Source organism: Streptomyces physcomitrii (assembly GCF_012273655.1).
Lineage (GTDB): Bacteria > Actinomycetota > Actinomycetes > Streptomycetales > Streptomycetaceae > Streptomyces > Streptomyces physcomitrii.
The window spans coordinates 1-24,019 of sequence record NZ_JAAWWP010000012.1 but is presented as its reverse complement, the minus strand read 5'-3'; the positions used below and the strand labels follow the sequence as shown (position 1 = coordinate 24,019).

The window sequence follows — 24,019 nt, the reverse complement described above, 5'->3', positions numbered from 1 at the left end:
ACGAAATGCCCGCACGGCTGTTATCTCCTTGGCATGAGATCCGCATCATGGACCACGATGGGGAAAAGAACACAGAAGACCGCTGTGAGAGGAGGCGTCCATGGGATCGGTGCGCAAGGCGAGTGCCTGGCTGGGCCTCGTCGACGACAACGCCGACGAGCGTTACTACGACGGATACGAAGACGACTCGGCCGAGGGGCCCGAGCGCGGCGATGCCTGGGTGACCGACCCGCGGGTGCGGGTGGCGGCGGACTCGGCCGAGGACCGGGGCCACCGGATCGGCACGGTCACCCCGGACGGCTTCCGTGACGCGCGCCGGATCGGCGAGCTCTTCCGCGACGGTGTCCCGGTCATCATGAACCTCACGGCCATGGAGCCCGCCGACGCCAAGCGCGTGGTCGACTTCGCCGCGGGCCTCACCTTCGGCCTGCACGGTTCGATCGAGCGGGTCGCCAACCGGGTCTTCCTGCTGACGCCCGCCCACACCCAGATCGTCAGCGGCCAGGCCTCCGGCCGCTCCTCGGACGGCTTCTTCAACCAGAGCTGAGCAAGGCCCTCGCCCCGGCGCCGCGGTCACCGTCCTCCGGTCACCGGAAGGCGTCGAGCCCGGTGAGGGCCTTGCCGAGCACGAGCTGGTGCATCTCGACGGTCCCCTCGTAGGTGAGCACCGATTCCAGGTTCGTGGCGTGCCGCATCACCGGATATTCCAGTGAGATGCCGTTGGCGCCGAGGATCGTGCGGGAGGTCCGGCAGATTTCGATGGCTTCGCGGACATTGTTGAGCTTGCCGAAGCTGACCTGCTCCGGACGCAGCCGCCCGGCGTCCATCCGGCGGCCCAGATGGTGGGCGAGCAGAATTCCCTTGTGCAGTTCGACCGCCATGTCGGCGAGCTTCGCCTGGGTCAGCTGGAATCCGCCGATCGGCCGGTCGAACTGCTCCCGGGTCTTGGAGTAGGCGACCGCGGACTCGAACGAGGAACGGGCGGCGCCCATCGCGCCCCAGACGATTCCGTAGCGCGCGTGGCTCAGGCAGCTGAGCGGTCCGCGCAGCCCGGTGCCCTCGGGCAGCACCGCCTCCTCGGGCAACCGCACCTCGTCCAGGACCAGTTCACTGGTGACCGAGGCGCGCAGCGACCACTTGTGCTTGATCTCGGGGGCGGAGAACCCCGGCGCGTCGGTCGGCACGACGAAGCCGCGGATGCCCTCGTCGGTCTGCGCCCAGACGACGGCCACCTGCGCGACCGAGCCGTTGGTGATCCACATCTTGCGGCCGCTCAGCACCCAGTCGCCGCCCTCGCGCTTGGCGTGGGTACGCATCGAGGCGGGGTCCGAGCCGTGGTCGGGCTCGGTCAGGCCGAAGCAGCCGATGATCTCGCCCGCGGCCATCCCGGGCAGCCACCGCTGCTTCTGCTCCTCGGAACCGAAGCGGTGGATCGCGTACATGGCGAGCGAGCCCTGTACGGAGACCAGTGAGCGCAGGCCCGAGTCGGCCGCCTCCAGCTCCAGGCAGGCGAGTCCGTACTGCACCGCGCTGGCGCCCGCGCAGCCGTAGCCCTCCAGGGACATGCCGAGGGCGCCGAGCGAGCCGAGCTCCTTGGCCAGCTCGCGGATGCCGGGCAGCTCGCCGCGCTCGTACCACTCGGCGATGTGCGGCAGGACCCGGTCGGCGGCCCAGGAGCGGACCGCGTCGCGGATCGCGAGGTCCTCCGGGCTCAGCAGGTCGTCGATGCCGAGCGGGTCGGCGGGGTCGAAGGGCGGCAGCTTCGAGGGTGCGGGCATGGCGGTCGGCCTCCGGCGCGGAAAACTAGCAGTGGTAGTCAGCGTGCGGGGCCGACGTTACGGCGCACCGGGCGGCGCGTCCAGGACAGGGCGCCCGGGGCGGCCGGTCCGAACAGGGGTGCCGGGCGCTCAGCGCAGCGGCTCGGCGGCCACCGGCGCGCGCTCGCGGGCGGACTGCGCGGGCAGCGAGAGCGCGGGCTGCTGCCCGGCCGGGGCGGCGGGCTGCGGCTCCGCGCACTCCGCGAGGTGCTCCGGCGAGCAGTCCATCAGCTTCGGCAGGCGCAGCGCGGCCACCGCGCCGAGCAGCAGCAGGGCGGCGCTGACCAGGAGCGAGACATGCAGTCCGGTGAGGAAGGAGTCGCGGGCCGCGGCGCGCAGGGCGGCTCCGGCCGGGCCGCCGAGCCGGTCGGCGACCTCGTAGGCCTCGCCCAGGGAGTGGCTCGCCTTGGCGGAGGCGCCGGAGGGCACGCCCTCCACCCGGTCGAGGCCGGGCGAGTACGCGGCGTTCATCACGCTGCCGAGCAGGGCGATGCCGATGCCCGCGCCGAGCTGGTAGGAGGTCTCGCCGATCGCCGCGGCGGCGCCCGCCTGCGCCCTCGGGGCCTCGCTCAGCATGGACTCGTAGGCGCCGAAGAGGGTGACCTCCAGGCCGAAGCCGAGCAGGACGAAGCCGAGGAGCATGAGGCCGGGGTCGTCCTCGCCGCCCATCGCGGTGAGGACCACCACCGCCGCGGCGGTGAGGCAGAAGCCGGCGCAGACCATCCGGCGGGGCCCGAAGCGGTGCAGCAGACGGGACCCGGCGAGACCGGCGGCCATCGCGGCGACGGTGAGCGGGAGCAGCCGAAGGCCGGTCTCCAGCGGGGTGAGGCCGAGGACGAGCTGCAGGTACTGGGCGGCGATGAGTTCGAGGCCGACCAGGGCCAGCATCGCGAGCACGATGCAGCCGACCGCGGTGGAGAAGGCGGGCCGGGCGAACATCCTGAGGTCCACGAGCGGATGGGCCCGCCTGCGCTGGCGCCGTACGAAGGCCACCAGCAGGCCCGCCCCGGCGAGCAGCGGCAGCAGGGTCAGCGGGCCGAGCGGGTCCTCGCCGCCGCCCGCGCGTTTGACCCCGAGCACCATGCCGAAGAGTCCGGCGGCGGCCATCAGCGCCCCGAGGACGTCCCAGGGTCCCGAGGGGTCGCCCTTGGACTCGGGGAGCAGCATCCGGCCGACCGGGATGCTCACCAGCATCAGCGGGATGTTGATGAGGAAGACCGAGCCCCACCAGAAGTGCTCGATCAGGAAGCCGCCGAGCAGCGGGCCGACCGCGGCGCCCACCGCGGCGACCGCGCTCCAGATGCCGATCGCCAGCGCCCGCTCCCGCCGGTCGGGGAAGACCTCGCGGAGCAGCGAGAGGGTCGCCGGCATGATCATCGCGCCGCCGACGCCGAGCAGGGCCCGGGCCAGTATCAGCACCTCCGGGGTGCGGGCGAGGGCAGCGAGCGCGGAGGCGAGCCCGAAGAGGGCGTAGCCGAGGAGCAGCACCCGGCGCCGTCCGATGCGGTCGCCGAGGGTGCCGAAGAGGATCAGCAGCGAGGCGCAGACCAGCGGGTAGACGTCGACGATCCACAGGAGTTCGACCGAGCCGGGCTTGAGGTCCTCGCTCACCGCGGGGACGGCCACGTGCAGCACGGTGGCGTCCACGGCGACCAGGAGCAGGCTCACGCAGAGCACCACGAGGACGAGCCAGCGGTTGGCCCCGCCCACCGGGCGGTGCCGGGCGGCGGCCGCGAGGCGGGACGCGGCCGTGGTCGTCCCGGACATGTACTACCTCCCAGAGGGTCCTCGACGGGGCGGGGTGCCGGGGAGCCGCACCTCCGCGGCACGGGCGCCCGGGCGGTACTGCCTTCCCGCGGCTGGCCTCGGCGAAAGCGAGTGAGTCGACAGAGTACGCGAGGGATCCGGACAGCCGAGTGGCGGACCTCTCACCGGCCGCGGGGCTCCCGGTGGCGCGGACCACCCGGCCCAGCCCGCTCTCGGGCCCCCGGCGCCGGGCGGGGCGGGCCTCGGGGCACCGGCCGGAACCCGCCCGGCCCGCTCGCCCGCCCGGCCGGTGGCCGCGGGGAAAACTCACGCAAATACACTGGTGAACGCCGGGAGTACGGGCCCCGAAAGGTTGTTCCGTAAATTCGCGGGAAAATCGTGGGCGGCAGCCCGGGAAATCGGGGAAACCCTGCCGAATTACCTCGCCCGTGAGAGCAATGCCACATCACATGGTCATCACAAACCCCTCGGTTCGAGGAGAAGATCAGCTCACTCCCTGTAGCTTCGATTGGGTGCGCACCGAACGAAACCTCACCCGTCTCGGCCGGGTCTTCGCCCGCCTAGACCGTGAGCCGGAACGGCCGGCCCACATCGACGTGCCGTCGATGAGCCGCCACAGGGTCGTGTTCTTCGCCGCGACGCTGGCGTTCTACGCGGCCATCGTCGCCGCGGTGGTGACGACGACCTGGCTGGTCCGCCTGGACTGGCAGGTCATGTTCTTCCGTCCGTACCAGCAGTGGCCCGAGATCCACGCCTTCCTGGACTACTACGTCGTCCTCGGCCAGCGCGGCCCGACCGCGGTGATGGTGGCGGCCTGGCTGGGCTGGCGCTCCTGGCGGCAGCACACGCTGCGGCCGATGCTCGCGCTCGGCGCCTCGCTGCTGCTGCTCAACATCACCGTCGGCGCCGCCAAGCTCGGCATGGGCCGGCTCGGCCCGCACTACGCCACGGTGATCGGCTCCAACGAGATGTGGCGGGACGGCGACATATTCCCCTCGGGGCACACCGCGAACGCGGTCGTGACCTGGGGCATCCTCGCCTATCTCGCCTCCACCCCGCGGGCCAGGCGCTGGCTGTCGGCGCTCTCGGCGGTGGTGGCCCTCGGCGTCGGACTGACCACCGTCTACCTCGGTACGCACTGGCTGAGCGATGTCGTCCTCGGCTGGGCCGCGGGGCTGCTGATCCTCCTCGCGCTGCCCTGGTGCGAACCGCTGATCGCCTCGGTCGAGGCCTGGCTGTTCCGGCTCCGGGACCGCCTGCGGGACCGCGGGACCGCCGCCCCGGTGCCGGTCGCCCCGGTGCCCGCCCTGGTCCCCGCCGAGGCGAAGGACAGCGACATGGCGGCCCGGGAGGCCGCCCGGGCGCCGCGCCCCACCGGCCACGCCCCCGGCACCCTCCACACGAGCCGTTCGGAGCGGTCGCCGGGCGCCCCGGCGGGCAGCAGACGCCCCCCGCAACCGGACCGCCTGCCGCGCACCAACCCCTCGGCCCGCCCCGTCGCGGGCGGCTGAGCGCTCCGGACGGGCGCCGCACAGGTCGCCACGCTCCGGACGCGCGCGGGTCACCCGGCGCGGCCCGGCCGTACGCGAGCACGGCGAAGGCCCCGGCTCCTCCTGCGAGCCGGGGCCTTCGCGCTGTCGTACCGGCCGGTTCCTCTCCGGTCGGACCGTCGTCCTGCCTGCCTGCTGTCCGCCGCGGGGGCTCAGCCCTTCCAGGAGCGGCGTACGACGCCGTCCGCGACCTCGAAGTTCAGCCGTCCCGCGAGGTACTCCATGGTGATCATCGCGCCGGGCGGTACCGCGCGGACGGTGGACCAGCCGCGGGCCCGTGCCTGGTCCTCGGCGGCCTCCGCGCCGAGTCCCACGTAGGTCTCGGGCTCGTCCTGCGGCTCTTGGGGCGGGGTCGGAATGCGTGCCATGCGGCCCACCGTAGGCGGCGGGCGCGGGAGGCGGTAGTCCCGGCCGGGCGCGGGGTGCGCCCAGCACGGACACCCAGCGTCACCGTCGCCCTCCCGTCACACTTGTGTCACAGCTGATCAACACGGGGATCGGCGATTGCCGCTTCGTACTGCCGAGCGGTTACCCGTTTGGACGACACCCGTCCGGGTCAATTCGGGGACGCTCAGCCCGGTCGCAAAAATAACCCCCGGGAATTGCGTGCACTCTTGAAAACGCGTCACTTGTTTTCCCCCGGAGAATTACGGACCACGGGCGCGCTGTCATGGAACCTTCACGTCTTTCCCACAGGATCCGCGCCCGGTCCGGTGCGGGCGGACACCGACAGGCGGCGAGCGAAACCCATGGTCTCCCCCACGGACACCCGTAGCGAGGCACCGCCCGCACTCCCGCCCGCCCCGGCGCGGGGCCGCGGCCGGGTCCTCGTCGACTGGCTGACCACCACGGACCACAAGAAGATCGGGCACCTGTACCTGATCACCTCCTTCTGCTTCTTCCTGGCCGCCGGGCTGATGGCCCTGCTGATGCGCGCGGAGCTGGCCCGCCCGGGCCTCCAGGCGCTCTCCGGCGAGCAGTACAACCAGCTCTTCACCCTGCACGGGACGATCATGCTGCTGCTGTTCGCGACCCCCACCTTCGCCGGGTTCGCCAACGAGATCATGCCCCTGCAGATCGGCGCCCCCGATGTGGCCTTCCCCCGCCTGAACATGCTCTCGTACTGGCTCTTCCTCTTCGGCGGCCTGATGGTGATCGGCTCCCTGCTCACCCCGGACGGGGCCGCGGACTTCGGCTGGTTCGCCTACGCCCCGCTCAACAGCGGCGTGCACACCCCGGGCGTGGGCGCCGACCTGTGGATCATGGGGCTGGCGCTCTCGGGCTTCGGCACGATCCTCGGCGCGGTGAACTTCCTGACCACCGTCATCGGGATGCGCGCCCCGGGGATGACCATGTTCCGGATGCCGATCTTCACCTGGAACGTGCTCTTCACCTCGATCCTGGTGCTGATGGCCTTCCCGGTGCTCGCCGCCGCGCTGCTCGCCCTGGAGGCCGATCGCCGGTTCGGCGCCCAGGTCTTCGCCCCGGCGAACGGCGGCGCGCTCCTGTGGCAGCACCTGTTCTGGTTCTTCGGGCACCCGGAGGTCTACATCATCGCGCTGCCGTTCTTCGGCATCATCACGGAGATCATCCCGGTCTTCGCCCGCAAGCCGATCTTCGGCTACGCGACCCTGGTGGCCGCCACCATGACCATCACCGGGCTGTCCGTGGTGGTCTGGGCGCACCACATGTTCGCCACCGGCGCGGTGCTGCTGCCGTACTTCTCGCTGCTGTCCTTCCTGATCGCGGTGCCGACCGGGGTGAAGTTCTTCAACTGGTCCGGCACCATGCTGCGCGGCTCGCTCTCCTTCGAGACCCCGATGCTCTGGGCGACCGGCTTCCTCGTCTCCTTCCTCTTCGGCGGGCTGACCGGCGTGATCCTCGCCTCGCCGCCGCTCGACTTCCACGTCACCGACACGTACTTCGTCGTCGCCCACTTCCACTACGTGGTCTTCGGCACCGTCGTCTTCGCGACCTTCGGCGGATTCCACTTCTGGTGGCCCAAGTTCACCGGCAAGCTGCTCGACGAGCGGCTCGGGAAGATCCACTTCTGGACGCTCTTCACCGGCTTCCACACCACCTTCCTGGTGCAGCACTGGCTGGGCGCCGAGGGCATGCCCCGCCGGTACGCCGACTATCTGGCCGCCGACGGCTTCACCGCGCTCAACACCCTCTCCACCATCGGCGCCTTCCTGCTCGGCCTGTCCACGCTGCCCTTCCTCTACAACGTCTGGCGCACGGCGAAGTACGGCGAGAAGGTCACCGTCGACGACCCCTGGGGATACGGGCGTTCGCTGGAGTGGGCCACCTCCTGCCCGCCGCCCCGGCACAACTTCGTCACCCTGCCGCGGATCCGCTCGGAGTCCCCGGCCTTCGACCTGCACCATCCCCGCTACGCGTATCCGGCCGTGAAGGACCGCCCCCACGCGCCAGTGAGTCAGACAGACGGTCCCGGAGCACCCGGCACTCCTCGATGAGCGCGGTGGGTTCCAGCACCTCGAAGTCGAAGCCGAGCAGCAGCACATGGAGGAGCAGCACGTCCGTCCGGTGGGCCCCGGTGCGCAGCAGGCAGCTGCCCGCGCTCTCCGCCTCCAGGACCCCGGCCGAGGGCGAGACCCGGGCGGCCGCCTCCGCCAGCGGTACGAAGAGCCGCACCACCGCCCGGACCGCGTACACCCCGGTGGAGACGCCGCGGGAGACATAGGCCGCCAGGTCCTCGGCCGGCGGCGGGCGGGGCACGAAGCGCGGGCCGTGCGGCGGGCGGAGGGTGAGCCGGTCCACCCGGAAGGTGCGCCAGTCCTCGCGGTCCAGGTCCCAGGCGACCAGGTACCAGAGCCGTTCGGTGCAGACCAGCCGGTGCGGCTCGGCCCGGCGCCGGGTCTCGGTGCCGCCGTGGTCGCGGTAGCCGAAGCGCAGCGTCACGAAGTCCCGGCAGGCGTGGGCGAGTTCGGTGAGCAGGCCCGGGTCGGCGGCGACCGCTCCCGGGCCGCGGAGCAGGGGGACGGTGTACGCGGTGAGCGCGCCGACCCGGCGGCGCAGCCGGTCCGGGAGCACCTGCTCCAGCTTGGCGAGGGCGCGTACCGAGGTCTCGCCGATGCCCTCGACGCCGTGCCCGGCGGCCGTCCGCAGCCCCACCGCGACGGCCACCGCCTCCTCGTCGTCGAGCAGCAGCGGGGGCAGTTCGGCGCCGGCCCCGAGCTGGTAGCCGCCGCCGGTACCGGGGCTGGCGTTGACCGGGTAGCCGAGTTCGCGCAGCCGGTCCACGTCCCGGCGCACGGTGCGCGCGCTCACCCCGAGCCGGTCCGCCAGCGCCGTGCCGGACCACTCGCGGTGGGCTTGCAGCAGGGACAGCAGACGCAGCAGTCGGGCCGAGGTCTCCAGCATGGCGCCGAGTCTGCCAGGCCTTGCGGACAGGCCGCGTCCGCAAGGCCGGCCGTACGGCGGCATCGGTCGGGTGCGGTTCCGGTCGGGTGCGGTTCCGGTCGAGCGCGGTTCCGGTCGAGCGCGGGCGGGGCACTCGCGGTCGCGCCGTACGCGGTCCCGGTCGGGCCGGGCGCTCAGCCCGCTCGGGACCGGTCCCCCACCGGGAACGCTTGAGCCCGGTCCCCCGGGAACGCGCCCCCTCAGACCCGGTCCACCGCCAGCGAGAGGTTGTTGTCGACGGTGTAGTACGGCCGGGCCGTCAGCTCGCCGCCCGCGGTACGGACCGTGGTGGGCGGATAGGTGAACACCGCCTTGCGGTCGGCGATGTCGTCGAGCAGCCGGGCGAGGCGGGCCCGCGGCCCCGGTTCGCCCTCGGGCAGCAGCCACAGGTCCCAGACGCCGGGCCCGGCCGCCTCGGTGAGCCGCGCGTAGTCCACGGAGAGGGTGAAGGCGCCCGCGGTGCCGGTGAGTCGGGCGCGTACCACCGGCTTGTCGCGGTGGCGGCCGCGGAGTTCGGCGTGCCCGCCGGGGGTCAGCCGGGCGCCGATCAGCCGCCCGTGCACGGTCAGTCGGTCCTCGGTCGGCAGGACCTCCCCGGCCTCGGCGTGCGGGGCCCGCCACCAGCTGCGCACCGTCAGGTTGCCGTGCTTGGTCGCGTACGGGATGCGTACCGCGACATGGCCGAGGGCGCCGCCGGGGACCCGGTCGACCAGCGAGCGCAGGTCGAGCAGGCGGGGCGTGAGCCGCAGCGGCTCCTCGCCGGTCACCTGGGCGAAGGCGTCCCAGCGGCCCTCGGCGAGGGAGACCCCGCTCGGCAGCGCCGCCCGCAGCCGGCCGCCCGCGGACGGGGAGAGCGGCAGCCGCACCTCCTCGGCGGTCTCGGCGGTGTCCTCGCCGGCGCGCCGCCTGAGCAGCAGGTGCGCGGTGCCGGGCGTGCCCGGGTCCTCGACGTCGAAGGTGAGTCCGCCCGCCGAGTCGGCCACGCAGTCGGCGTGCAGCAGCTGCGGCGCCGCGTCCTCGCGCCGGTCGTCCGGGGAGGCCGGAAGCAGGGTGGTCATGCGGTGCGCCCCTTCAGGATGGCGGTACGGCCGGCGTCGCCGAGGGCGTAGACGCTGCCGAGCAGCGCTCCCCTGGTGCGGTGCAGGGAGCCCCGCATCCGGCCGCCGCCGCGGCGGGTCAGGTCGGTCAGCAGGGACTCGAAGCGCTCGCCGACCTGCGAGGGGTCGAAGCGCTCGGAGTCCCGCAGGGCGGCCGCGGCCATCCCCTTGCGCAGCTCGTCGTCGTTGATGAGTTCGAGCAGGCCGGAGGCGATGGACCTGGCGCTGCCGGTCTTCACCAGGCGCCCGTCGACCCCGTCGTCGATGATCTCGCCGGGCCCGTGCGGGCAGTCGGTGGCGACCACCGGCAGCCCGCAGCGCATGGCCTCGACGATGGTCATCCCGAAGGACTCCAGGCTGGAGGTGACCGCCGCGATGGAGCCCTTGGCCCACTCGGGCTCGATCGGGTTGGCCCGGCCCATCAGATAGACGTGGTTGTAGAGGCCGAGCCGGTCGATCAGCCCGCGCAGCTTGTCCTGCTGCCTGCCCGAGCCGTAGATCCGCAGCCGCCAGTCGGGCCGCGAGGCGCGCACGATGTCGAAGGCCTTGATCAGCAGGTCGTAGCGCTTGACCGGCGCGAGCCTGCCCGCCGCGACGACCCACTTGCCGGAGCCGTCGGCGGGCTGCACGCTCGGCGCGGGCACCGAGTTGGGCACCGCCTCGATCCGCACCCCGGGCAGCCGCATCTTGTGCCGGTAGGCCCGCGCGTCCGCCTCGGTCGTCGTGGTCAGCGCGTCCAGGCGGGGGTACACGGCGCGCAGTTGCCTGCGCAGGGAGGGCGTGTGGCTGTCGAGGGTCAGGTGCTCCTGGCCGATGCGCACCGGTCCCGGCCGGGTCTCGCGGGCCAGGTGCACATTGAGTCCGGGGCGGGTGCCGATGACGACATCGGCCTCGACGCCCTTGAGGTACGCGGCGATACGCCGGTCGGTCAGCCGGCTGTACTGCGCGTACCTCCCCTCGGCGTTCGGGAAGACCGAGGCGGGGCGCAGGTAGTCGGGTGCGTCCCCCTCGTAGGTCGGGCTGTCCTTGCGGATGTCGACGAGATGACGGACCTTCACGCGCGGGTCATGGCTGAAGGTCGGCTGCTCGCGGTGCCGGAAGACCGAGACGATCTCGACCTCGTGGTGCTCGGCAAGCGCGTCGGCGAGGTTGTAGGTGGTCCGGATGGTCCCGCCGATTCCGTACGCGTTGTGGAGGAGAAAGGAGATGTGCATACGGCCCCGTATCGCATTGTTTGCCTGCGGATGACCCAGCTCATCCGCCTACCGGAAGGTTAGACCCGGGTGTTCGCCCGATGGTTGGGCATCATCATGGTCTTGTTCCAAGACCGTTTCCCGATTGAGAGGCGGTTTCGGGAACTCATCTGTATCCGTGCAGGTGGGGAGCGGGATACGGCCTCGCCGGGGAATCCGCCGAACGGTGCATACGCGTGTTGACGCGGGCCCGGAGCACCGCAGGCCAGGACTTGCCGGGGCGCTTTGTCGCACATGTGTGCCCCGAGGGACCCGGCGGGCCGGGGGCCGTGACCCGGACGGCGGATTCCCCGTTGTCCTGGATTGAGCCGGGAGTTGCCCGGCGGCCGCACGAACCGATACCGAGGAGCCCCCCGTGCCGCGCATGCTCGACCTCAGCGACGACGTACGTGCCGAGATCGGCGACGAGGAAGCCGACAGGCTGCTCGTCGGCGACAACACCCCCGGGGGCTACGACTGCACCTCCTGCCGCACCCCCGGCGACTCGGAGCAGGAGCACACCAGCACGGTCCTGTTCGTCGGCGAGGAGACCGCGGTCCTCGCCTTCGCCCACGCCACCTGCCTGCCCTCCCAGGTGGTGCGGGTGACCGAGGACCAACTCCAGGGCGCGGTGCGCTCGCTGACCGAGGACGAGGCCCCCGCCGCGGACGCCCCGGGGCCCGCCGTGCTCGGCGTGACCAGCGGACTCGTGCTCCTGGAGGACGAGTTGCACCCGGCGCTCGTGGTCGAGCCGACCGGCGCGGTGGCCCGGCCCGGCAGCACCGCCGGGGTGGACGAGTTCCTCTCCCTGCTGCTCGATCACGGCTTCCAGCCGCTGCCCCGCCTGGACGCCGTACCGCGGGTGCTGCACGGCTGGTCGGTGCTGGTCGCCACCGGTCAGCTGCACGCGATCCTGCAGCCGGGCGCCTCCGGCGGGGCGCCGGTCGCCTGGTGGCAGGCGCACCGCCCGCTGCAGGTGACCGACAGCTGGCGCACCGCCGCCGCCAAGCTCCAGCAGGTGCTGGTCTTCGCCGCCCCGGCCGGTTCCATCGGCCGCCAGCCCCGCGAGGACCTGCTGCGGAACGCCCTGGACCGGGCGGCGGCGGGCGGCCTCCTCGCGGGCGCCGCGATGCCGCTCTCCGGCACCTGAGCGCGGCGGCGGGCTCCCGGGCGCACCCGATTCCCGGACCGTCGGGGCGAATTGGGCGCGCCGCCCGCATCCGAGAGCCCGGTGGGTCGTTGGCTCATACGTGCACGCCTACGACCCCAACCGCCGCCCGCTGAGCCCGATCCCCTCGATGCGCCCCGCGCACGACCTCGGGGCACCCGTCTCCCCCACCCCGATCTACGACGCGCTCTACGCGGAGTACCGAAGGGCCTTCAAGGCGCTTCCGGGTGACCGGACGGGCGAGGAACACCTGACCTTCCGCGGTTTCGGCGCGGACCTCACGGACCTGTGGGCGGGGCGGCACGATCCGCTGCCGGGGGTCACCCACCACTCGGGCACCTACCAACTGCCGGAACCGGGCCGCCGCAAGGGCCGCCACCGCACCCCGCCGCCCGCCTGGCAGCCGGTCGGACGGCTGCCGGGCGCCGGGGACCGGGTGCCCGCCGCGCTCCCGCCCGCTCCGCGCCGGGAACGCTGAACCGGCGCCCGCCGCGCGAGGACGCCCGGCACGTCCCGGCACAGGAGGAGGGCCGCCCCGGCTGATCCGGGGCGGCCCTCCTCGTGCCGCCGTCTCATCCCGCCCTGGGCGGCGGCTACTTCTTGCGGCCGCGCTTCTCGCGTACCCGTACCGAGATGTGGATCGGGGTGCCCTCGAAGCCGAACTCCTCGCGGAGCCTGCGCTCCACATAGCGCCGGTAGCCGTGCTCGATGAAGCCGGAGGCGAAGAGCACGAAGCGGGGCGGCTTGGTGCCGGCCTGGGTGCCGAAGAGGATCCGGGGCTGCTTGCCGCCGCGCACCGGGTGCGGGTGGGAGGCGACGAGTTCGCCGAGGAAGGCGTTGAGACGGCCGGTGGGCACCCGGGTCTCCCAGCCCGCGAGCGCGGTCTCGATCGCCGGGACCAGCTTTTCCATGTGGCGGCCGGTGCGCGCCGAGATGTTGACCCGGGGCGCCCAGGCCACCTGGGCCAGCTCGGTCTCGATCTCGCGCTCCAGGTAGTAGCGGCGCTCCTCGTCGAGGGTGTCCCACTTGTTGTACGCGAGGACCAGGGCCCGCCCGGCCTCCACCGCCATCGTCACGATGCGCTGGTCCTGGATGCTGATGCTGTCGGCGGCGTCGATCAGGACGACGGCCACCTCCGCCTTCTCCACCGCGGCGGCGGTGCGCAGCGAGGCGTAGTAGTCGGCGCCCTGCTGCAGATGGACCCGCTTGCGGATACCGGCGGTGTCCACGAACTTCCAGGTCCTGCCGCCGAGTTCGATCATCTCGTCGACCGGGTCGCGGGTGGTGCCGGCGAGTTCGTTGACGACGACGCGCTCCTCGTCGGCCACCTTGTTCAGCAGGGAGGACTTGCCGACGTTGGGGCGGCCGATGAGGGCCACCCGGCGGGGGCCGCCGACCGCGGTGCCGAAGCGCTGCGCGGGCGCCTCGGGCAGCGCCTCCAGTACGGCGTCGAGCATGTCGCCGGTGCCGCGGCCGTGCAGGGCCGAGACCGGGTGGGGCTCGCCCAGGCCGAGCGACCAGAGGGCGGTGGCGTCGGCCTCGCCGCTCGGGCCGTCCACCTTGTTGGCCGCGAGCACCACGGGCTTGCCCGCCTTGCGCAGGAGCCGGACCACGGCGGTGTCGGTGTCGGTGGCGCCCACCGTGGAGTCGACCACGAAGACCACCGCGTCGGCGGCCTCGATGGCGTACTCGGCCTGGGCGGCGACGGAGGCGTCGATGCCGAGGACGTCCTGCTCCCAGCCGCCGGTGTCGACGACCTTGAAGCGGCGGCCCGCCCACTCGGCCTCGTAGGTCACCCGGTCGCGGGTGACGCCGGGCTTGTCCTCGACGACGGCCTCCCGGCGGCCGATGAAGCGGTTCACCAGGGTCGACTTGCCGACATTGGGGCGGCCGACGACGGCGAGCACCGGCAGCGGGCCGTGCCCGGCCTCCTCGATGGCGCCCTCGACGTCCTCGGCGTCGAAGCCCTCCTCGGCGGCCAGCTCCATGAACGCCGCGTACTCGCTCTCGCCGAGTTCGCCGTGGTCGTGCTCCGCGGCCTCGGAGGCCGCCGAAGGCTCGGCGTCCCCGGGCTGGATGGGGTCGTTCATGAAGTGCGTACCTCGTTCATCGTGGTGATCGTGGCCCACCGGCGCGGGCGGCCCACTGCTCAAGTGTCACTCAGCGCCCGGTCAGCCGCCTGGCGTTCTCCAGGTGGGCGGCGAGCCGCTCCTGGATCCGCACGGTGGCCTCGTCGAGCGCCTTGCGGGTGCGCCGCCCGCGGGTCTCACCGGGACCCCCCGAGGCCTCCTGCGCCTCGAAGGGTTCACCGAAGACCAGGTCGATCCTGCTGCGCAGCGGCGGCCAGGCCGGTATCAGGCGGCTGCGCCCCTCGGCGCTGCCGAGCACCGCCACCGGCACGATGGGCGCCCCGCTGCGCACCGCGAAGTAGGCGAGTCCGGCCCGCAGCGAGCTGAAGTCGCCCTCGCCCCGGGTGCCTTCGGGGAAGATGCCGAGCACGCCGCCGTTGTCCAGGACGCCCAGGGCGCGCATGATCGCGGCGCGGTCCACCGAGTCGCGGTCGACGGAGAGCTGCCCGATGGCGTCGAGGAAGCTGCCGAGCGGGCCGCCGAACATCTCCTTCTTGATCAGGAAGTGCACGGGGCGCGGGGAGGCGCCGAGCAGCATCGGCCCGTCCACGAAGTGCGAGTGGTTGACGGCGAAGATCAGCGGACCGCGGGCCGGGACCCGCCAGGCGCCGAGCACCCGCGGACGGTAGAAGCCGTGCACGAGCGGGACGCCGATGCGTCTGCCGAGTTCGGCGCTCCGCTCGGTGGGCGCCGGTGCGGGAGCGCTCACTTCGCGGCCCGCTTCTCCTCGACGAGGGTGACGACGCACTCGATGACCTGCTGGAGGGTGAGCTCGGTGGTGTCCACCTCGACGGCGTCGTCGGCCTTGGCGAGCGGCGAGGTCTTGCGGCTGGAGTCGGCGGTGTCCCGCTTGATCAGCGCCTCGCGGGTGGCCTGCACGTCCGAGCCCTTCAGCTCACCGCTGCGGCGGGCGGCGCGCGCCTCCGGCGAGGCGGTCAGGAAGATCTTGAGGTCGGCGCCCGGCAGCACCGTGGTGCCGATGTCGCGGCCCTCGACCACGATGCCCCCGGCGGCGGAGGCGGCGATGGAGCGCTGCAGCCCGGTGATCAGGCTGCGCACCTCGGGCACCGCGCTGACGGCGCTGACCTTGGAGGTCACCTCGGGGGTCCGGATGGCCTGCGCCACGTCCCTGCCGTCCACCGTGATGGCGGGGGCGGCCGGGTCGGTGCCGGAGACGATCTCGGGCTTGGCCGCGGCGGCGGCGACGGCGGCCGGGTCCGCGACGTCGATGCCGTTCTCCACCATCCAGCAGGTGATCGCCCGGTACTGGGCGCCGGTGTCCAGGTAGCTGAGGCCGAGCTGGGCGGCGACGGCCTTCGAGGTGCTCGACTTGCCGGTGCCGGAGGGGCCGTCGATGGCGACGATGACGGCCGGGGTGGTCTCGGCGGCGGTTTCCACGGCGAAGGACACCTTCCTGGTACGGGGTGAGGGCGCGAGCGGGGCGCGACGGCGCCCCGCACAAGGTTACTGGCTCCGCGAAGGCCCGGTTCACGGCCGTCGGACGCGGACCCCACACCGTACCTTCCGGGGGCGAGGGGGCTGTCGGCACCTTCCGGTACGCGGGTTCCGCCGGGACCGGCCGGGTACCGGGCGGCCCGGTGCCCCCTCAGGTGCGCAGCGCCCAGCCCTGCTCGCCGAGCGCCCGGGTGAGCACCGGCACCGCGCCCGGCTCCACCATCAGCTGGACGAAACCGGCCTGCTGCCCGGTGGCGTGCTCGATGCGGACGTCCTCGACGTTGACCCCGGCGCGGCCCGCGTCCGCGAAGATCCGGGCGAGCTGCCCCGGCTGGTCGTCGATGAGCACCGAGACGCTCTCGTACGTACGCGGGGCCGCGCCGTGCTTGCCGGGGACCCGGACCTGCCCGGCGTTCCCGCGGCGCAGGACCGCCTCGACGCCCGAGCCGCCCCGGGTGCGCTTGTCCTCGTCACAGGACTGCAGGGCGCGCAGCGCGGCCACCGTCTCGCCGAGGTCCTCGGCGACCTCGGCGAGCACGTCCGCGACCGGGCCGGGGTTGGCGGAGAGGATGTCGATCCACATCCGGGGCTCGGAGGCGGCGATCCGGGTCACATCGCGGATGCCCTGGCCGCACAGCCGGACCGCGGCCTCCTCGGCCTCCGCCAGGCGGGCGGCGACCAGGCTCGACATCAGGTGCGGCATGTGCGAGACCAGGGCGACGGCGCGGTCGTGCGCCTCCGCGTCCATGACCACCGGGACGGCACGGCACAGGGCGACGAGTTCGAGGGCGAGGTTGAGGACCTCGGTGCCGGTCTCCGGGGTGGGCGTGAGCACCCAGGGCCGCCCCTCGAAGAGGTCGGGGACGGCGGCGAGCGGTCCCGACCGCTCCCGGCCGGACATCGGGTGGGTGCCGAGGTACGCCGAGAGGTCGAGCCCGCGGGCCCGCAGTTCGCGCAGCGGCCCGCCCTTGACGCTGGCCACGTCGAGGTAGCCGCGGGCGAGTCCGCGCTCCATGGCGTCCGCGAGGGTGCCCGCGACCCGGGCGGGCGGCACCGCCACCAGGGCGAGGTCGACCGGAGCCTCGGGGGGTGTGTCGGTCCCGGCGCCGAGCGAGGCGGCGGTCCGTACCGCCTCGGGGTCGTGGTCGGCCAGGTGCACCCGCACCCCGCGGGAGGCGAGGACCAGGGCGGCCGAGGTGCCGATGAGTCCGGTGCCGATGACGAGCGCGCTTCTCACTGGGCGATGTCCTTGCGGAGGGAGGCGGCGGCCCCGAGGTAGACGTGCGTGATCTCGGCGCGCGGGCGGTCGGACTCGATGTGCGCGAGCAGGCGGACGACCCGGGGCATGGCGCCGTCGATGTCGAGTTCCTGGGCGCAGATCAGCGGGACGTCGGTGATGCCGAGCTTGCGGGCGGCGGCGGCCGGGAAGTCGCTGTGCAGATCGGGGGTGGCGGTGAACCAGATGCTGATCAGGTCCTCGGTGCCGAGGCCGTTGCGGGCCAGGACCGCGGTGAGGAGTTCGCTGACCTGCTCGTCCATGTGCTCGGCGGTGTCCCGCTCCAGCTGGACGGCGCCCCTGACCGCTCGTACCGCCACCCTGTCGCTCCTCGCCTGCTCGACTCGTGCCGCCGTGCCCGCCGCGGGCGTCCTCCGGGCGGCCGACGCCGCTTCCGGCGTACCCGCCCAGGGTAGTCAGCCCGGGCGGGGGCGGCGTACCGAGCCCGCCCTTCGAGACCGCGGCCAAAGCCCGGGCCGGGCCGTGCGGCGGGCCCCGGCCGGGGGCCGAAAAGCCGTGGTGGGCCGGGGCGCCCGCTCGTAGTCTCGGCGCATGTCCGAAGCCCCGGCGGGCGCTGTCCTGCCCGATCCGCCCGGCCCCGCCGCCCTGGTGGAGCGCCACACCGTGTACGCCTGTGTCATGGGCTCGCGCGCCTTCGGCCTGGCGACCGAGGGCAGCGACACCGATCTGCGGGGCGTCTTCGCGGCGCCCGCCCCGCTGTTCTGGCGGTTCGAGAAGCCGCCGGAGCATGTGGAGGGCCCCGCGCCGGAGCAGTTCTCCTGGGAGATCGAGCGGTTCTGCTCGCTCGCCCTGCGCGCCAACCCGAACATCCTGGAGTGCCTGCACTCCCCGCTGGTCACCCGCCTCGACGACACCGGCCGTGAACTCCTCGCCCTGCGGGGGGCCTTCCTGTCCCGCCGGGTGCACGAGACCTTCGTCGGCTACGCCCACGGCCAGCGCAGGAAGCTCGAAGCCGATGTCCGCCGCCACGGGGCACCGCGCTGGAAGCACGCCATGCATCTGCTGCGGCTCCTGATGAGCTGCCGCGATCTGCTGCGCACCGGGCGGCTGGCCGTCGAGGTGGGCGAGCAGCGTGAGCCGCTGCTCGCGGTGAGGCGGGGCGAGGTCTCCTGGACCGAGGCCGAGAAGTGGATGCACCGCCTCGCTGCGGAGGCCGAGCGGGCGGCGACCCGCACCCCGCTGCCCGCGGAGCCCGATGCCCGCCGGGTGGAGGACTTCCTCGTACGGGTGCGGCGGCGGTCGGTGGCCGGGGACCCGGCGGAAGACGGGACGGCTCGGACCGCCTGACGGCGAGCACCGCGCAGATCCCGCAACCTCGCGGCGGCGCCCGGGACTTCACCGCGAGCGCCCCCTCGACGGCGTGTGTGCCGCCCCGTTCCCGGGGAATGCGGGCATCCCCGGAAGACGCCGGGTGCCGGGCAGCCGCGGACGGGCGGTGCGCGGCCTCGCCTCCTCCGGGTGGAGCGGGGCGGTACGAGGAGGCGGGCCATGGAACAGCTGGGCACGGACGAGGGCGTACGGCACCTGGGGTGGCTGGAGTTCGGCGCGGACGGCGGCTTCGACCGGGAGCGGGCGGCGCGGACCCTGGCCGCGGTCGGGGACAGCGGCGTCGAGGACCTGTACGTGTTCGTGCACGGCGCGCACAACGACCCGGCCCTCGGTGCGGGCTTCGACCGCGGGATGCTGCGCCTCCTGGCGGAGCAGCTGCCACCCGGGGCACCGGCCCCCGGTGCGGTGGGCGTGCGGTGGCCGTCGCTGGTCTTCCGGGACGAGGGCGCGCCGGGAGTCGAGGAGGACACACTGCGGGCGGAGCGCGCGGCGAGACCGGCGCTCACCCGGCTGATGCGGGAGGACCTCCTCCGGATCCTGCCGGACAGCGCCGTCGCCCTCGACACCCTGGCGGAGCTGCTCGCCGACCGCCCCCGGCGCGCCGCCGCCTTCGACGACTTCGGCTCCGCGCTGCGCCGGCTCGCGGAGGTCCCGCTGCACGACCCGCGCGCCGACTACACCAGCGACACCGAGGGGGAACTGCTGCCCCAGGCGGACCCGTTGATGCTGGTGGAGGACACGCAGGCGATCTGCGCGGAGTTCACCGGCGCGCTGCGGGACGCCCGCGAGAACTGGGAGCGCGGCGAGGAGGAGCGGGACGGGGAACGGGAGGAGCGCGCGGAGCCCGAACTCACCGAGGACCCCTCCGAGGAGGGCACCCTCCAGGAGGTGCAGACCGCCGGGCCCCGGCCCGTGGAGCCGCCCAGCGCCCGGGTGGGCCGGATCGGGACCGTGGTCGGCCCTGGCCCGGTGGGTGGGGACCAACGGGAGCTGGACCCGGATGAACTCTGGTACGGGGCACACGAGTTGCTCAGGCAGGTCGTCCACCACGTGCTGCGGCGGAGGGCGGGTCTTGTCGGGCAGCTCGGTCTCGGCGCCTGCTTGCGCGAGCTGGTCGATCCGGACCGGGTGCGGATCCATCTCGTCGGCCACGGGCTGGGCGGGCGGCTGGCCGGATTCGCCCTGCGCGGCCTCGGCAGGAGCGGCCCCGGCCGGAGCGCGGGCCGCGTGCACAGCCTCACCCTCCTGCAGGCCGCCATGTCCCACTTCGCCTTCTCCGGCAGCATCCCGCAGCACGTCTCGGGGCACGGGGCCCTGTGGGAGCACGAGCGGTTCGTCGAGGGGTCCGTGGTCTGCTGCTTCTCGCGGCACGACCTCGCCCTCGGGCTGATGCACCCCCTGGCCGCCCAGATGGCCGGCGACTCCGCGGAACTCTCCTCGGTCGCCCGGAAGTGGGGGGCGGCGGGCTTCGACGGACTGCACGGGCTGAACGGCACCGCGGCGCAGGGGATCGAGGCGGTCGTCGAGGCGGGGCTCCCGGACCCCGGCATCGTCAACGTCGACGCCTCCTCGCTGGTGCGGCGCGGAGACCCCGCCACCGGTGGCGCCCACCACGACGTGCTCCACCCCGCGGTGGCCGCCCTGCTGCTGCGGCAGATCCCCGCCTGACGCCGGGGGCCCGCTCGGCGACCACCGCCCGGTGGTCGGCGGCGGGCGGCCCGGCACCCTTCGGCACCGCCCCCGGAGCCGTCGTCCGCCGCTCAGAAATCGTCGTCCGCCGCTCAGAAATCGTCGTCCGTCGCTCAGGCGTCCCAGAGCGCCCCGAGCGTCACCAGGCGGCTTTCGTACTCGATGCGGTCGGCCCATTCGCTGGGCCAGGTGCCGGTGCCGTGGTGGGCCCCGGCGAAGGCTCCGGTCAGGGCGGCGAGCGAGTCGGAGTCGCCGGAGGTGCAGGCGGCCCGGCGCAGGGCGGTGACCGGCTCGTCGGCGAACTGCAGGAAGCAGAGCAGCGAGGTGGCGAGCGCCTCCTCGGCGATCCAGCCCGCGCCGGTGGCCTCGCAGGGGTCGGCCTCCGGGGAGGCGGACCCGAGCGCCGAGCGCAGCCGCTCCAGGGAGTCCAGGCACTCGTCCCAGCCGCGCCGGATGAACTCCTCGGCCGAGGCCGCGTGGCTCCGGGTCCACAGGTCGCCGAGCCAGTGCTCGTGGTAGGTCTCCCGGTTGTCCCCGGCGTACGCGCGCAACTGGTCGAGCAGTGCGGCGGGTTCGGTGCCCTCGGCGAGCAGGCGTATCGCGTGGGCGGTCAGGTCGGAGGCGGCCAGCGCGGTCGGGTGGCCGTGGGTGAGGGCGGCCTGCAACTGGGCGCCGCCCGCCCGCTGTTCGTCACCGAGGCGGGGTACGAGGCCGAGCGGGGCGACCCGCATATTGGCACCGCAGCCCTTGGAGTCGACGCGGCTGGCGTCCTGCCAGGGGCGCCCGGCGTCGGCGAGGAGCTCGCAGGCGCGCAGGCAGGTGGCGCCCGGGGCGCGGTCGTTCTCCGGCGAGACGGACCAGTCGACGAAGGCCGCCCGTACCGCCTCGGTCATCTGCGGGGCGTCCAGCGGGCCGCGGTCCATCGTCTCGCGCAGCGCGTCGCCGAGGGCCAGGGTCATCTGGGTGTCGTCGGTGACCTTGGCGGGGTCCGGCAGCTCCAGCTCCCGCCAGGGGCCGTGCGCGGCGAGGATCGCGGGCAGGTCCTGGAACTCGGTGGGTGCGCCGAGCGCGTCCCCGAGGGCGAGGCCGAGCAGGGAACCGGTGGCGGCGGCGAGCACGGGAGGCTGGGTCATCAGGGGCGTCCTTCGGGTCGCAGGAGCGGCGGGTGCAGGGCGGTGGCCGGGCCCGCGCGGTAGAGGGCGGCGGGTTTGCCGCGGCCCCCGGTGAGGCGGGCGGCGCCCGGGACCGGCTCGACGAAGCCGGGGGTGGCGAGCACCTTGCGGCGGAAGTTGGGGCGGTCCAGGCGGGTGTCCCAGACCGTCTCGTAGACCTGCTGGAGCTCCCCGAGGGTGAACCGCGGCGGGCAGAACTCCGTTGCCAGGCAGGTGTATTCGAGCTTGGCGCCGATGCGCAGCCGGGCGTCGGCGAGGATCTGCGCGTGGTCGAAGGCGAGCGGTCCGGCGGCGGCGGGGGCCACCCAGTCGGCGCGGGCCGCGTCTCCCCCGCCGCGCGGCTCGGGCAGGTCCGGTACGAGCGCGGTGTAGGCGACCGAGACCACCCGCATCCGCGGATCGCGGTCGGGTGCGCTGTAGGTGGCCAGCTGCTCCAGGTGCACCGCCTCGGCCAGTGCCCCGGCGAGCCCCGTCTCCTCGGCGAGTTCGCGGCGGGCGGCGGACTCCGCGGACTCCGCGGGCCGGACGAAGCCGCCGGGCAGGGCGCGGTGGCCGGCCCAGGGTGCCTGCCCGCGTTCGACGAGCAGCACCTGCAGCAGGCCCTCCCGGACGGTGAACACCGCCAGATCGACCGCCACCGCGAAGGGTTCGAAGGCGTACTTGTCGTAGCCCTCGGGCATCTCGTGCTCGTCCGGCGTCTCGTGCTCCTCGGGCTTGTCGTGCGCCTCCGGCCTGGCGTCGTGCGCCTCCGGCTCGGCGTGCACCTCCGGTTTGCCGTCGTACTCCTCCGGCTTGCCGTCGTGCTTCTCCGGTCTGTTGTCGTGCCTCTCGCGGCGCGCGGCCCGTACGCGGCCGGTGTCCGCGGGGCTCACCGGCCCTCCCCGGCGGCACCGGCGCCCGTCAGATCGGGCAGCGGATCGCCGAACTCCCAGCCCGCCGCGAGCAGGGCGTCCACCGCGCCGACGGCCGTCCGCAGCCGCTCCTCGCGGGAGCCGCGCAGGTGCACGAACGGCCGCCCGGTGCGCGCGAGTTCGGCCTGGAAGCGCCCGGTCATCCAGGGGCGCAGCTCCTCGCCGTCGCGCAGCCCGTCGTCCTCGAAGGGCACCGACGCGTGGTCGGTGAGCAGCCACAGGTGGTGCCGTACGCGGTCGGCGATCTCCTCGGTACGGGGGCTGCGTCCGCCGAGGTAGCGCTCGTGCCAGAGGGTGGTGGCGAAGGAGTCGGTGTCGCAGAAGAGCACCGGTCCGCCCGCGCGGGCGGCCTCCTCCTCCAGGGCGTTCTGCCGCTCGGCGATGAGCGGGAACTCCGCCGCGGTGAACTCCGCGTCCTCCCACCGCGCTTCGGGCCGCCGGACGTGCAGCGCGGCGAGCTTGCGCTCGCTGTACCGGCGCCCGTACTCGGGCACCCAGCGCGTCGCGGCCCAGACCCCGCCGCGCGCCCGGTAGTGGGCGGCGAGCGCGCGGGCCAGGGTGGTCGTCCCGGTCGACTCGGCGCCGAGTACGACCACCCGCCGGGTCAGCGCGGCCCGTACCGGCGGGGCGAGGTGGTGCCACTGGGCGACCGGGTCGGCGCGCACCGCGGTGCCGGAGACCGGGAAGGCCGCCCGGGCCGGGTCGACGCACTCGTGGACCGCCCCGAACCGCCGGGCCAGCTCCGCCCCGTACTCCTCGGAGGTGAACACCGCGTCCACCCGCTCCGGCACACCCCGGCGGAAGACGGCCAGGTGCGCGTCCCAGATCTCGGGGTCGGCGAGGTTCATCGGGATGTCGTCGACGATCCCGATGACCCGGCAGTCCGGGTGCGTCTCCCGCATCCACCGGACCCGGTCGGCCAGCGGCAGCGTCTCCACCGAGGCGGCGCAGACCAGCACGGTCAGCCGCTCGCAGCGGGCGCGGGCGGTGCGGACCAGATGGTGGTGCCCGGCGTGCGGCGGATAGAACTTGCCGAGGACCAGGCCGTGCCGAGGGCGGCTCACGCCGCCGCCCCCGCCGCGAGCGGGCGCCCCGTCTCCAGCTCGGCGCGCCAGTTGCGCAGTCCGAGCAGGCACAGGGCGAGGAAACCGGCGTAGAGCAGGGAGGTGAGGTACAGCTCCTTGTACGCGTACAGCGGGATGTACACCAGGTCCGCGGCGATCCACAGCCACCAGGACTCCAGCCGCTTGCGGCACTGCCCGTAGGTCGCCATCAGGGAGAGCGCCGTGGTCAGCGCGTCCCAGAAGGGGACCGTCGAGTCCGTCTGCCGGTCGAGCAGCACCATCAGACCGAGGGTGCCCACCACCCCTGCCGCGCACAGCCACAGCCATTCCCCGCGGCGGGTACGGCTGACCGCGAGGCCGCCGGGACCGGGACCACCCCCGTGGGCCCAGGTCCACCAGCCGTACACGGCAAGGGTGATGAAGACCAGTTGGAGGGCGGCGTCCGCGTACAGGCCCGAGTCGGTGAACAGCAGGATGAACAGCAGGTTGTTGGCGATGCCGATCGGCCAGTTCGCCATCCGCTGGCGTGCGACGAGCCAGACGCACAGCGCCCCGCTGCCGAAGCCGAGCACCTCGGTCCAGCTGACCGGGGTGTCGAGCACGGTGAACAGGGTCGTCCGCAGGGGATCGAGCAGGTCCGCGAGACTCACTCCCGCCTCCTTAATGGTCAGTACGACTATAAAGAGGGGGAGGTGGGGGCGCAAGGGGTTTCCGGTGGGGTGACCGGGCGGGACGCGGGCCCAAGAGGCGCTGCCGTACGGGGAGTCGGCGGAGGCGTGTCAATTCGGCGGAGGTGTGCGGAGCCGGCGGTCGAGGGGGCGTGCACGAAGAGGTAGCGGGTGGTGCACTCCAGGGCGTCGCGGAGGGTCTCGGAGTTCTGGATGGCGAGGGCGAGGGCGCCGAGCATGCCGATGTCCTG

21 protein-coding genes and 1 pseudogene are annotated in these 24,019 nt (G+C 73.7%); 7 read left to right on the top strand and 15 right to left on the bottom strand.

Annotated features, from left to right (window positions below):
• Positions 1-100 precede the first annotated feature (100 nt).
• Positions 101-547, top strand: a complete 447-nt coding sequence (locus tag HFV08_RS19635; protein WP_040254834.1) for a cell division protein SepF — start codon at positions 101-103, stop codon at positions 545-547.
• 40 nt (positions 548-587) lie between these two features.
• On the opposite strand, the gene HFV08_RS19630 is transcribed toward HFV08_RS19635, so the two are convergent.
• Entirely contained in the window at positions 588-1,778 is a 1,191-nt protein-coding gene (locus HFV08_RS19630) for an acyl-CoA dehydrogenase family protein (RefSeq protein WP_168541053.1), read from the bottom strand.
• Between the two features lie 129 nt (positions 1,779-1,907).
• Positions 1,908-3,584, bottom strand: a complete 1,677-nt coding sequence (locus HFV08_RS19625) for an MFS transporter (RefSeq protein WP_168541052.1) — start codon at positions 3,582-3,584, stop codon at positions 1,908-1,910.
• 512 nt (positions 3,585-4,096) lie between these two features.
• Between HFV08_RS19625 and HFV08_RS19620 the strand changes: the two genes are divergently transcribed.
• On the top strand, positions 4,097-5,095 hold the full coding sequence (locus HFV08_RS19620) for a phosphatase PAP2 family protein (RefSeq protein WP_168541051.1): 999 nt from the start codon (positions 4,097-4,099) through the stop codon (positions 5,093-5,095).
• A gap of 191 nt (positions 5,096-5,286) precedes the next feature.
• Here the strand turns inward: HFV08_RS19620 and HFV08_RS19615 are convergent, their stop codons facing one another.
• Entirely contained in the window at positions 5,287-5,502 is a 216-nt protein-coding gene (locus HFV08_RS19615) for an I78 family peptidase inhibitor (protein WP_168541050.1), read from the bottom strand.
• Positions 5,503-5,883: 381 nt separating this feature from the next.
• On the opposite strand from HFV08_RS19615, the pseudogene ctaD reads away from it, so the two are divergent.
• Positions 5,884-7,557: pseudogene (gene ctaD / locus HFV08_RS19610) on the top strand (aa3-type cytochrome oxidase subunit I); the annotation flags it as partial.
• Here ctaD and HFV08_RS19605 read toward each other — a convergent pair.
• The 3 genes from HFV08_RS19605 to HFV08_RS19595 all read right to left on the bottom strand — a co-directional run bounded on the left by HFV08_RS19605 (position 7,472) and on the right by HFV08_RS19595 (position 10,868).
• Positions 7,472-8,518: a helix-turn-helix transcriptional regulator gene (locus HFV08_RS19605; RefSeq protein ID WP_168541049.1), complete on the bottom strand. Its 1,047-nt coding sequence runs from the start codon at positions 8,516-8,518 to the stop codon at positions 7,472-7,474. The pseudogene ctaD and the gene HFV08_RS19605 overlap by 86 nt on opposite strands.
• A 239-nt stretch (positions 8,519-8,757) precedes the next feature.
• Positions 8,758-9,615: a hypothetical protein gene (locus HFV08_RS19600; protein ID WP_168541048.1), complete on the bottom strand. Its 858-nt coding sequence runs from the start codon at positions 9,613-9,615 to the stop codon at positions 8,758-8,760.
• Positions 9,612-10,868: a glycosyltransferase family 4 protein gene (locus HFV08_RS19595; RefSeq protein ID WP_168541047.1), complete on the bottom strand. Its 1,257-nt coding sequence runs from the start codon at positions 10,866-10,868 to the stop codon at positions 9,612-9,614. The genes HFV08_RS19600 and HFV08_RS19595 overlap by 4 nt, the downstream gene beginning before the upstream one ends.
• Positions 10,869-11,262: 394 nt before the next feature.
• Here HFV08_RS19595 and HFV08_RS19590 point away from each other — a divergent pair, with 394 nt between their 5' ends.
• Together HFV08_RS19590 and HFV08_RS19585 are read left to right on the top strand one after the other, a co-directional pair.
• Complete coding sequence (locus HFV08_RS19590) at positions 11,263-12,036, top strand: DUF8842 C-terminal domain-containing protein (protein WP_168541046.1); 774 nt, start codon at positions 11,263-11,265, stop codon at positions 12,034-12,036.
• Between the two features lie 100 nt (positions 12,037-12,136).
• Complete coding sequence (locus HFV08_RS19585; protein WP_168541045.1) at positions 12,137-12,532, top strand: hypothetical protein; 396 nt, start codon at positions 12,137-12,139, stop codon at positions 12,530-12,532.
• Positions 12,533-12,647: 115 nt separating this feature from the next.
• Here the strand turns inward: HFV08_RS19585 and der are convergent, their stop codons facing one another.
• The 5 genes from der to aroH all read right to left on the bottom strand — a co-directional run bounded on the left by der (position 12,648) and on the right by aroH (position 17,234).
• A complete protein-coding gene (gene der / locus HFV08_RS19580; protein ID WP_168541044.1) occupies positions 12,648-14,144 on the bottom strand; it encodes a ribosome biogenesis GTPase Der in 1,497 nt (498 codons plus the stop codon).
• 70 nt (positions 14,145-14,214) lie between these two features.
• On the bottom strand, positions 14,215-14,931 hold the full coding sequence (locus HFV08_RS19575; RefSeq protein WP_168541043.1) for a lysophospholipid acyltransferase family protein: 717 nt from the start codon (positions 14,929-14,931) through the stop codon (positions 14,215-14,217).
• Positions 14,889-15,593: a (d)CMP kinase gene (gene cmk / locus HFV08_RS19570; protein ID WP_168541042.1), complete on the bottom strand. Its 705-nt coding sequence runs from the start codon at positions 15,591-15,593 to the stop codon at positions 14,889-14,891. The genes HFV08_RS19575 and cmk overlap by 43 nt, the downstream gene beginning before the upstream one ends.
• A 196-nt stretch (positions 15,594-15,789) precedes the next feature.
• Complete coding sequence (locus HFV08_RS19565; RefSeq protein WP_168541041.1) at positions 15,790-16,875, bottom strand: prephenate dehydrogenase; 1,086 nt, start codon at positions 16,873-16,875, stop codon at positions 15,790-15,792.
• Positions 16,872-17,234, bottom strand: a complete 363-nt coding sequence (gene aroH / locus HFV08_RS19560; protein ID WP_168541040.1) for a chorismate mutase — start codon at positions 17,232-17,234, stop codon at positions 16,872-16,874. The genes HFV08_RS19565 and aroH overlap by 4 nt, the downstream gene beginning before the upstream one ends.
• A gap of 232 nt (positions 17,235-17,466) precedes the next feature.
• Here aroH and HFV08_RS19555 point away from each other — a divergent pair, with 232 nt between their 5' ends.
• Positions 17,467-18,222, top strand: coding sequence for a nucleotidyltransferase domain-containing protein (locus tag HFV08_RS19555; RefSeq protein WP_168541039.1), 756 nt, complete (start codon positions 17,467-17,469; stop codon positions 18,220-18,222).
• A 201-nt stretch (positions 18,223-18,423) separates the two neighbouring features.
• Positions 18,424-19,932 carry a hypothetical protein gene (locus HFV08_RS19550; RefSeq protein ID WP_168541038.1) on the top strand — a complete coding sequence of 503 codons (1,509 nt, stop codon included), beginning with the start codon at positions 18,424-18,426 and terminating at the stop codon, positions 19,930-19,932.
• Positions 19,933-20,066: 134 nt separating this feature from the next.
• Here the strand turns inward: HFV08_RS19550 and HFV08_RS19545 are convergent, their stop codons facing one another.
• The 4 genes from HFV08_RS19545 to pnuC form a co-directional block, all read right to left on the bottom strand.
• A complete protein-coding gene (locus HFV08_RS19545; RefSeq protein WP_168541037.1) occupies positions 20,067-21,086 on the bottom strand; it encodes an ADP-ribosylglycohydrolase family protein in 1,020 nt (339 codons plus the stop codon).
• Positions 21,086-21,805: an NUDIX hydrolase gene (locus tag HFV08_RS19540; protein ID WP_168541220.1), complete on the bottom strand. Its 720-nt coding sequence runs from the start codon at positions 21,803-21,805 to the stop codon at positions 21,086-21,088. Before HFV08_RS19540 ends, HFV08_RS19545 begins: the two co-directional genes overlap by 1 nt.
• 188 nt (positions 21,806-21,993) lie before the next feature.
• Positions 21,994-23,100: an AAA family ATPase gene (locus HFV08_RS19535; protein WP_168541036.1), complete on the bottom strand. Its 1,107-nt coding sequence runs from the start codon at positions 23,098-23,100 to the stop codon at positions 21,994-21,996.
• On the bottom strand, positions 23,097-23,750 hold the full coding sequence (gene pnuC / locus HFV08_RS19530; RefSeq protein WP_168541035.1) for a nicotinamide riboside transporter PnuC: 654 nt from the start codon (positions 23,748-23,750) through the stop codon (positions 23,097-23,099). The genes HFV08_RS19535 and pnuC overlap by 4 nt, the downstream gene beginning before the upstream one ends.
• Positions 23,751-24,019 lie beyond the last annotated feature (269 nt).

Bases quoted from the DNA above. Each gene is read 5' to 3' on its own strand.
- HFV08_RS19605 (WP_168541049.1), bottom strand. From the start codon at position 8,518: ATGCTGGAGACCTCGGCCCGACTGCTGCGTCTGCTGTCCCTGCTGCAA.
- HFV08_RS19595 (WP_168541047.1), bottom strand. From the start codon at position 10,868: ATGCACATCTCCTTTCTCCTCCACAACGCGTACGGAATCGGCGGGACC.
- HFV08_RS19540 (WP_168541220.1), bottom strand. From the start codon at position 21,805: ATGCCCGAGGGCTACGACAAGTACGCCTTCGAACCCTTCGCGGTGGCG.
- HFV08_RS19635 (WP_040254834.1), top strand. From the start codon at position 101: ATGGGATCGGTGCGCAAGGCGAGTGCCTGGCTGGGCCTCGTCGACGAC.
- HFV08_RS19625 (WP_168541052.1), bottom strand. From the start codon at position 3,584: ATGTCCGGGACGACCACGGCCGCGTCCCGCCTCGCGGCCGCCGCCCGG.
- HFV08_RS19555 (WP_168541039.1), top strand. From the start codon at position 17,467: ATGTCCGAAGCCCCGGCGGGCGCTGTCCTGCCCGATCCGCCCGGCCCC.
- der (WP_168541044.1), bottom strand. From the start codon at position 14,144: ATGAACGACCCCATCCAGCCCGGGGACGCCGAGCCTTCGGCGGCCTCC.
- HFV08_RS19545 (WP_168541037.1), bottom strand. From the start codon at position 21,086: ATGACCCAGCCTCCCGTGCTCGCCGCCGCCACCGGTTCCCTGCTCGGC.
- HFV08_RS19550 (WP_168541038.1), top strand. From the start codon at position 18,424: ATGGAACAGCTGGGCACGGACGAGGGCGTACGGCACCTGGGGTGGCTG.
- HFV08_RS19600 (WP_168541048.1), bottom strand. From the start codon at position 9,615: ATGACCACCCTGCTTCCGGCCTCCCCGGACGACCGGCGCGAGGACGCG.
- HFV08_RS19630 (WP_168541053.1), bottom strand. From the start codon at position 1,778: ATGCCCGCACCCTCGAAGCTGCCGCCCTTCGACCCCGCCGACCCGCTC.
- HFV08_RS19615 (WP_168541050.1), bottom strand. From the start codon at position 5,502: ATGGCACGCATTCCGACCCCGCCCCAAGAGCCGCAGGACGAGCCCGAG.